Below are 8037 nucleotides of genomic sequence, written 5' to 3' on the forward strand. Positions count from 1 at the left end.
TGCCTGGCAGTATCCGGGAAAAAGGACCTTTTTATGTCGCACGACCACACTTCCCCCACGGAAGACAATTACGACTACACCCAACAGGTTGGCCATCTGCTGCGCAAGGTTTACCAGCGCCATGTGGCGATTTTTCAACAACATGTGGGTGATTCACAGATCACGGCGGTGCAATTTATTACGCTGTGCGCACTGCGGGACCACGGTCCCAGCGCGCAGAACGATTTAGTGCGTTACACCGCTGTCGATCAGGCCACCATCCGCGGCGTGGTTGAACGTTTAAAGGCGCGCGATCTGGTCAGTCTTGGCCCTGATCCCACCGACAAACGCAAGGTGATTGTGATGCTGACAGAGCCGGGACAGGCGCTGATTCAGCACACCACCGATAACGCAGTTCGCATTACTGAAATGACGTATGGGCAGTTGAATCCAGCCGAACGAGTCGCGCTGGTTTATCTGCTCAGGAAAATGCTGGACGACACGAGCCAGTCATAACCCGGGGCGAGTGAGCCGCCTCGGTAAGGCGGTCAATAATGAAAATGATGGCACAACAGTCTGCCACGACGGTTTCACCTGCAGGTTTACGCTGTTATTCATTGAAGGTTAACGGCGAAGAGAGAGAAGTCACCAGCTATCGCGACACCTCGTTATTGCTGGTACTGCGTAATGAATTATCCCTTAACGGTCCGAAATATGGCTGTGGGCTGGGTGAATGCGGTGCCTGTACCGTGATGATTGATGGCGTTGCCGCGCGTGCCTGCGTGATCCCGGCGTTTGGCGTGCGGCAGCGCGCTATCACCACCCTGGAAGGCTTAGGCAGCCGTGATGCGCTGCATCCGGTGCAGCTGGCGTTTATCGAAGAACAGGCCGCTCAATGCGGCTACTGCCTGAATGGCATGATCATGACCACCGCCGCGTTGTTGCGCGATCTCCCCTGCCCCAGCGACCAACAAATTCGTTCCGCCCTGAGCGGCAATCTGTGCCGCTGCGGCACCCATCAGGAGATCCTCTGCGCGGTGAAGCGCGCAGTGCAACTCTGCCTGCAACAGGCGGAGGAGCAGCCATGAGCCATGCCGATTTACCCACCCAGCAACAACTGCTGGCGGCTGACAATGTGCTGCTGATCGTCGATGAGATCCAGCCACCGCCCGGTCTGGTGCCAAAAGGCCAGACACCCACCCTCAAACCCAAAGAACTGGCGTTGTTTATCGCCATCGATGGCGAAGGCAAAGTGTGGGCTTTTAACGGTCACGTCGATCTTGGTACCGGGGTGAAAACCTCGCTGACGCAAATCGTTGCCGAAGAACTCAACCTGCGTATGGACCAGGTACAGATGGTGCTGGGCGATACGTTGCGCGTACCCAATCAGGGCGCGACCATCGCCAGCGCCACCTTACAGATATCCGCCGTCCCGCTGCGTAAAGCCGCCGCTGAAGCGCGCCGCTGGCTGACGCAACAGGCAGCAGCGCGTTTACAGGTAGGCGAAGCCGAGTTATCGCTGGATGCCGGAGAATTCCGCCTGGCCAATGGCACCGCCCTGAATTTTGCCGAACTGGTTAACGGTCAGCGCTGCCAGTTACGTATTTCGGATGATGCTCCGCTGAAACCCGCCAGCGAATACCGGCTGGTGGGCACCAGCTCACAACGTGTCGATATTCCGGGCAAAGCCACCGGCGAACTGACCTGGGTGCACGATATGCGCCTGCCGGGCATGCTGCATGGTCGCGTGATCCGCCCACCTTATGCCGGTTATGACACCGGGCAATTCGTCGGGACCTCGCTTCTCAGCATCGATGAAAGTTCGATTGCCCATCTGGAAGGCATCGTCAAAGTGGTGCAAATCGCCGATTTTGTTGGCGTAGTCGCCGAGCGCGAAGATCAGGCCATCGCCGCGATGGAAACCCTGAAAGTACACTGGAAACCCTGGGAGCATATGCTGCCGGATATGCGCGACGTGGAAAAAGCGATTCGCGATAATCCGCGCACTTCGCGCGTGGTACACGACACCGGCGAGGTGGATGCCGCTCTGGATAATGTCGCGCAACGCTTTACCCGCAACTATGTCTGGCCTTATCAGTTACACGGTTCTATCGGTCCTTCCTGCGCGGTCGCCGCCTTTGATGCAGTTGGCTTGCAGGTGTGGAGCGGCACGCAGAATCCCCATCTGCTGCGCGCCGATCTCGCCTGGCTGTTTGAGATGCCGGAAAGTGACATTGAAGTGAACCGCATGGAGGCGGCGGGTTGTTATGGCCGCAACTGCGCCGATGATGTCGCCGCCGATGCCGCGCTGTTGTCCCGTGCCGTGGGCCAGCCGGTGCGCGTCCAGTTGACGCGCGCCCAGGAACACGTCTGGGAACCGAAAGGTACCGCGCAGTTGATGGATGTGGATGGCGGACTCGATGCTGAAGGTAATCCGCAGGTGTACGATTTCACCACCTCCTACCCTTCCAACGGCGCACCAACCCTGGCGTTGCTGTTGACCGGGCGAGTGGACCCGGTAGCGCTGGCCTACGAGATGGGCGACCGCACCTCGATCCCGCCCTACGACTTTCCGCATATGCGCGTCACCATTGAAGATATGGCACCGATTGTGCGCGCTTCATGGATGCGCGGCGTTTCGGCGTTGCCCAATACCTTCGCCCACGAATCCTATATGGATGAACTGGCGCACGCAGCCGGGGTCGATCCGGTCGAATATCGCTTGCGCTATATCCAGGACGAACGTGCGGCCGAGCTGATCCGCTCGACCGCCGATCGCGCAGGCTGGACACCACGCACCGAACCGATGCAAAGCAGCAGCGAACCCGGCGTGTTACGTGGCCGTGGCTTCGCCTATGCACGTTATATTCACAGCAAATTTCCCGGCTTTGGCGCGGCCTGGGCGGCGTGGGTCGCCGATGTGGCGATTGATAAGCAGAGCGGCGAGATTGCCGTTACGCGCATTACCGTCGGCCATGACGCGGGCATGATGGTCAATCCCGACGGCGTGAAGCACCAGATTCACGGCAACGTGATTCAGTCCACCAGCCGCGTGTTGAAAGAACAGGTGACGATCGAGAGCAACATGATCGCCAGCCAGGAATGGGGTAGCTATCCGATCCTCACCTTCCCGGAAGTACCGGATATCGATGTGATGATGATGCCGCGTCCGTATGAGCCGCCGCTCGGCGCGGGTGAGTCAGCTTCGGTGCCCAGTGCCGCCGCCATCGCCAATGCGGTATTTGATGCCACCGGTATCCGTTTTCGCGAGTTGCCGATCACTTCAGATAAACTGCGCCAGGCGCTGAACGGACCGGATCCACAGCCTGAACCACAACTGCCTGCGCCGGCACGTAACAAAACCACTCGCCGCCGCAAATGGGCGTTTGGTGGCGCGGCGGGATTACTGGGTGCAGCAATTGGCATCGCCACTAACGCCCTGCCGTGGCGTGCGGCTATCGCGCCGGTTACCCCGCCTGCGGCTGGGAGCTGGTCGTTGGAGATGCTGGAACGAGGGCGTCAGGTAGCGGCAGCCGGAGACTGCGCGGTGTGCCACACCACCGAAGGTGGTGCCACCAATGCCGGCGGGCTGAAGATGGATACGCCATTTGGCACGCTCTACACCACCAACATCACCCCGGATAAAAAAACCGGCATCGGTAACTGGTCGTTTAACGCCTTTGACCGGGCGATGCGCCAGGGCATCAGCCGCGACGGGCATCATCTCTATCCGGCATTTCCCTATACGTCATTCCGTCAGCTGAGTGAAGGCGATATGCAGGCGTTATACGCCTACCTGATGTCACAACCGGCAGTGGAGCAGGCTCCGCCCGCCAATGAGATGCGTTTTCCATTTAATATGCGTTTCCTGATGGCTGGCTGGAATACGCTTTATCTGCGCACCGGCGAATACCAGAACGATCCCAGCAAAAGTGCCGAATGGAATCGCGGGGCGTATCTGGTGAATGGCGCGGGTCACTGCGGTGCCTGCCATTCACCCCGCAACGTGATGGGGGCAGAAAAAGGCGGCGATCAGTTCCTTGCTGGCGGCTGGGTTGATGGCTGGGAAGCTCCGGCACTCAATCAATTGAGTAAATCACCGCAGCCCTGGACGGCGGCATCACTTTACAACTATCTGCGCAACGGTTATGACGACAAACATGGCGTGGCGGCGGGGCCAATGGCACCGGTGGTGAGTCATCTGGCGACACTGCCGGAGGCGGATGTGCGGGCGATGGCGAGTTATCTGGCGGATATTAATGGTCAGACGCCTGCGCCCGTGGCACAACCTTTAGCGCAGCCCGCATGGAATACCGCCGCCGGGGAACGCCTGTTCAAGGGGGCTTGCCAGGCCTGCCATAGCGCCAGCGAAGGGGGACCGAAGCTGTTTGGCGTCAGTCCTTCTATGGCGAACAGCAGCAGTCTGACCAGCGCCACACCGGATAACCTGTTGCAGGTGGTGCTACACGGGATTGATAAACCGGCCACCGATGATCTGGGTTATATGCCGGGCTTCGCCGCCAGTCTTTCCGATAAGCAGGTCGCTGATATCGCCGCATATCTGCGCCAGCGTTACGCCCCGGATGAACCCGCCTGGGCTGACTTAACGGAAAAAGTGGCGCAGGTACGCGCGAATCCCAGCAGTCACTGAGGTGGAGGAAAGGTATGTTGTCACTCGATCAACGTGTGATTGACCAGGGGCTGCTGTGGTTGCAACAAGGCAAGGTGATCTGGCTGTGCACCGTACTGCATAGCTGGGGATCGGCACCGCGTTCGCCAGGGGCGATGCTAGTGGCAGATGCTGACGGTCACTGGAGCGGTTCACTCTCGGGCGGCTGTATCGAGGAAGATTTCCTGGCACGGGTACAACAGGGTGCGTATCCGCGCGCCAGTGAACGGGTACGTTATGGCGCAGAGGGATTGGCGCCTCCGGTTCAGCTTCCCTGTGGCGGCGTACTGGACGTGCTGGTGGAACGCCTTGAACCACAGGAACATTCTCTGGCGTTGTTGCGTGCCATGCAGCAGGCATTGAGTGGCGGTCCGTTGCTGACGCGTTACATCACCCTCGGCTGCGATCATGAGTGGCAGCCCCTGGCGCAAGGCGCTCCCCTGCCCTCGATCAGGTATGACGATGACAGCGTGGTGCTCCCGGTTGGCGCAGTGACCACGGTGTTGATCGCCGGATATTCTGCTGTTGCCAGTGACTGTATCCGTCTGGCGCTGATGCTCGGTTTCCGCGTGGTGGTGTGTGAACATCGTGATGCTGAATTCGGACAGCTACAGGCGGCGTTGGGAAGCTGTGAAAATCTCCATTGCGTTCAGCTACATCCGGCACGGTATCTGGAGCAGTCGGGGGCGTCGGCAGGAACGGCGATCCTCTGCCTGACTCACGATCCACGGGTTGATGATTTAACGCTGATGGAAGCGGTACATACCCCGGCGTTTTACATAGGCGCGATGGGATCGGCAAAAAATAGCCAGAAACGTCTGCAACGTCTGGCTGAACTGGGGGGATTATCGGATCAGGCGCTGGCGCGCATTCATGCGCCGATCGGCCTGCCAATTGGCAGCAAAACCCCTGGTGAGATTGCGCTGGCAACGCTGGCAGATATTGTTCGCGTCAGGAACGGTTTATAGGTTCCGGCAGGTCTGCATCCCGAATGACCCCGGCGTGCGCGCGGATGGTTTGCAGGATACCCGGGTCCAGCAATGCGCGTGCGCCATTATCACCGGTTAACTCACTTAACGCCTGACCATAACCCGTGGCAAATCCCACCGGGTGCCCTGGCTGTTGGTCCCAGCATAACCGAACCTGCTGAGCACCTGCGGCCAGCGCCTCGGCTACACAACGATGATCCTCTGCCGTTACCCATGCCATATCGCCCGGTTGAATCAGCCAACCCTGCCAGTTTCTGGTGTGGCGAACCGCCGCCGCGATGCTTTCGCCACTGCCGTTGCTGGCAACGGTGATCGCCGGAATGTGGCGTTGTTGTGCAAGATCGAGGATCGCGTGATATTCAGGACGGGTAACCACCAGCAATGGCAAACCAGAATTCTGCGCCTGTTGCAGGGTTAAGGCCAGCAGCGGTTGTTGGTTCTGCTGTGGAGCCAGCAGCTTATTGCCCAGCCCTCCGGCGCGAGCAAATCGAGCCCCTAATCCGGCAGCAAGAATGATAATTCCGGGTGTGTTCATCTGAGGATCTATCATGACTGAGTTGGGGCGCACAGTATCGCGCGCCCCGTTATGATTAGCGACGATTTTTCCATACCGTCTGGATGTTGCAGAACTCGTAGACACCAAAGCTGGACAATTCACGGCCATAGCCGCTTTTCTTCACACCACCGATAGCGACACGCGGATCCGATGCGCCATTGCCGTTAATAAATACCGCACCGGTTTCCAGTTGGCTTGCCAGCTCGTTTGCCAGTGCTTCGTTACCGCTCCAGATGGTGGCGCTGAGGCCAAACTCGCTGTTGTTTGCCAGCTCCAGCGCATGTTGCGCATCGCGGGCAACGGTGATGGCAGCCACGGGGCCAAAGATCTCCTGACGGAAAGCTGTCATCTCAGGCGTGACATCGGCGAGGATCGTTGGGGCATAGTAGTTACCCACTCCTTCAATTTTATGGCCACCCAGCACCACGCGTGCACCTTCAGAGATGCTTTGCTGTACCTGTCGATCCAGCTCATCACGCAGGTCGTAACGCGCCATCGGTCCGATATAGGTTGTCTCCTCCAGCGGATCACCGATTTTCAGTGCCTGTACCGCTGCGCTAAAACGCGCCTCAAAGGCTTGTGAGACACTTTCTTCGATGATGAAGCGTTTGGCTGCCATACACACCTGTCCGGTGTTCTGGTAGCGTCCTGTGACCGCTGAGGCCACTGCGGCATCCAGATCAGCATCGGCAAGGACGATAAAGGGATCGGCACCACCCAATTCCAGCACGGTTTTTTTCAGTGCAGCTCCGGCTTGTGCTGCAATAGCTGCCCCGGCACGTACGCTGCCGGTGACCGCCACCGCAGCGATACGTGGATCTTTGATGGCGATGGAGACGCCATCGTTATCCACGTTAATGACAGTGAAGGCTCCTTCAGGCAAATCGGTCGCATCAAACAGGCTGGTGATCAGATTGGCACAACCCATTACGCTGGGTGCATGTTTCAACAGGTAGGTGTTTCCTGCCAGTAACATGCTGACGGCTCCACGCAGAACCTGCCAGTAAGGGAAGTTCCACGGCATCACCGCCAGGATCACACCCAGTGGACGAAATGCCTGCCATGCCTGTTGGTTTTCCACCAGCGTAGGTTTGTCTGCCAGCATTGCCGGGCCTTGCTCAGCATACCAGTCACACAGGTTGGCGCATTTCAGGACTTCAGCACGCGCTTGCGCAATCGGTTTGCCCATTTCGAGCGTTGCCATTCTCGCCAGTTCGTCCTGGCGCTGACGAATTTGCTCGCCAAGCTGACGCAGGACTTTCACGCGCTGTTCCATGCTGGTATTACGCCACTGGCTGAAGGCCTGAGCGCTTTGTTGTAATGCCGTTTCCAGTTCAGCAGGGTTTTGCAGCGGCCAGTTTGCAAGGATCTCGCCGTTGGTGGGATTGCGTGAGATTACATTGTCAGTCATAAGTGCCTTCATCGTAAGTTTGTCTGGTGATTGGCAACCACCTTACGCCTGGGCGGGAGTGATGAAAAATGAATATTAATGAGGAAGTTCTTCTCTGCAAATGAATACGATGAAGTGTCGCTTGCAGCGCGCTAATGTTTAGATCCTGAATATATCGTCCTGGCATTGCAGCTTCTGAATATGCGATTGGTCTGCTATGCAGCGGATTTTTCTGAGAGTTATTCAGTTATACAGTGATTAGATCTCTAAGAAAGATCATAGATAGATCTTAAAGAGATCCTAAGAGATCCCGGATCGTCGCAGGCCGCACCCGACAAGGGCTGAGAAGGTGATCGTGTTCACTATAATCAGCAAAGTATTCACTGTAATCAGCACTTTATTCACTATAGCCAGTAGAATGTTCACTATAAACAGTGTTAATGTTCACTGTAAT

General features: G+C 57.6%; 6 protein-coding genes. 4 read left to right on the forward strand and 2 right to left on the reverse strand.

Annotated features, from left to right (window positions below; genetic code table 11):
• Nucleotides 1–33 precede the first annotated feature (33 nt).
• The 4 genes from AC6I8T_RS23730 to AC6I8T_RS23745 are packed head-to-tail and all read left to right on the forward strand — an operon-like array spanning nt 34 to nt 5616.
• Nucleotides 34–495 (forward strand): MarR family winged helix-turn-helix transcriptional regulator, encoded by a 462-nt coding sequence (locus AC6I8T_RS23730; protein ID WP_208726053.1) that lies wholly within the window; start codon nt 34–36, stop codon nt 493–495.
• A gap of 44 nt (nt 496–539) precedes the next feature.
• Nucleotides 540–1067, forward strand: a complete 528-nt coding sequence (locus tag AC6I8T_RS23735; RefSeq protein ID WP_437180288.1) for a (2Fe-2S)-binding protein — start codon at nt 540–542, stop codon at nt 1065–1067.
• Complete coding sequence (locus AC6I8T_RS23740; protein ID WP_208726064.1) at nt 1064–4630, forward strand: molybdopterin cofactor-binding domain-containing protein; 3567 nt, start codon at nt 1064–1066, stop codon at nt 4628–4630. Before AC6I8T_RS23735 ends, AC6I8T_RS23740 begins: the two co-directional genes overlap by 4 nt.
• A 14-nt stretch (nt 4631–4644) precedes the next feature.
• On the forward strand, nt 4645–5616 hold the full coding sequence (locus tag AC6I8T_RS23745) for an XdhC family protein (protein ID WP_208726066.1): 972 nt from the start codon (nt 4645–4647) through the stop codon (nt 5614–5616).
• Here AC6I8T_RS23745 and AC6I8T_RS23750 read toward each other — a convergent pair.
• Both AC6I8T_RS23750 and AC6I8T_RS23755 read right to left on the reverse strand, forming a co-directional pair.
• Entirely contained in the window at nt 5600–6172 is a 573-nt protein-coding gene (locus AC6I8T_RS23750; RefSeq protein ID WP_497834508.1) for a nucleotidyltransferase family protein, read from the reverse strand. The two genes, AC6I8T_RS23745 and AC6I8T_RS23750, sit on opposite strands and share 17 nt — an antisense overlap.
• 55 nt (nt 6173–6227) lie before the next feature.
• Nucleotides 6228–7604: an aldehyde dehydrogenase family protein gene (locus AC6I8T_RS23755; protein ID WP_497834509.1), complete on the reverse strand. Its 1377-nt coding sequence runs from the start codon at nt 7602–7604 to the stop codon at nt 6228–6230.
• Nucleotides 7605–8037: the final 433 nt, after the last annotated feature.

Source organism: Pantoea sp. X-Soil-OKNW-556 (assembly GCF_059730695.1).

Coding starts and splice junctions, on each gene's coding strand:
- AC6I8T_RS23755 (WP_497834509.1), bottom strand. CDS start 7,604: ATGACTGACAATGTAATCTCACGCAATCCCACCAACGGCGAGATCCTT.
- AC6I8T_RS23730 (WP_208726053.1), top strand. CDS start 34: ATGTCGCACGACCACACTTCCCCCACGGAAGACAATTACGACTACACC.
- AC6I8T_RS23750 (WP_497834508.1), bottom strand. CDS start 6,172: ATGAACACACCCGGAATTATCATTCTTGCTGCCGGATTAGGGGCTCGA.
- AC6I8T_RS23735 (WP_437180288.1), top strand. CDS start 540: ATGATGGCACAACAGTCTGCCACGACGGTTTCACCTGCAGGTTTACGC.
- AC6I8T_RS23740 (WP_208726064.1), top strand. CDS start 1,064: ATGAGCCATGCCGATTTACCCACCCAGCAACAACTGCTGGCGGCTGAC.
- AC6I8T_RS23745 (WP_208726066.1), top strand. CDS start 4,645: ATGTTGTCACTCGATCAACGTGTGATTGACCAGGGGCTGCTGTGGTTG.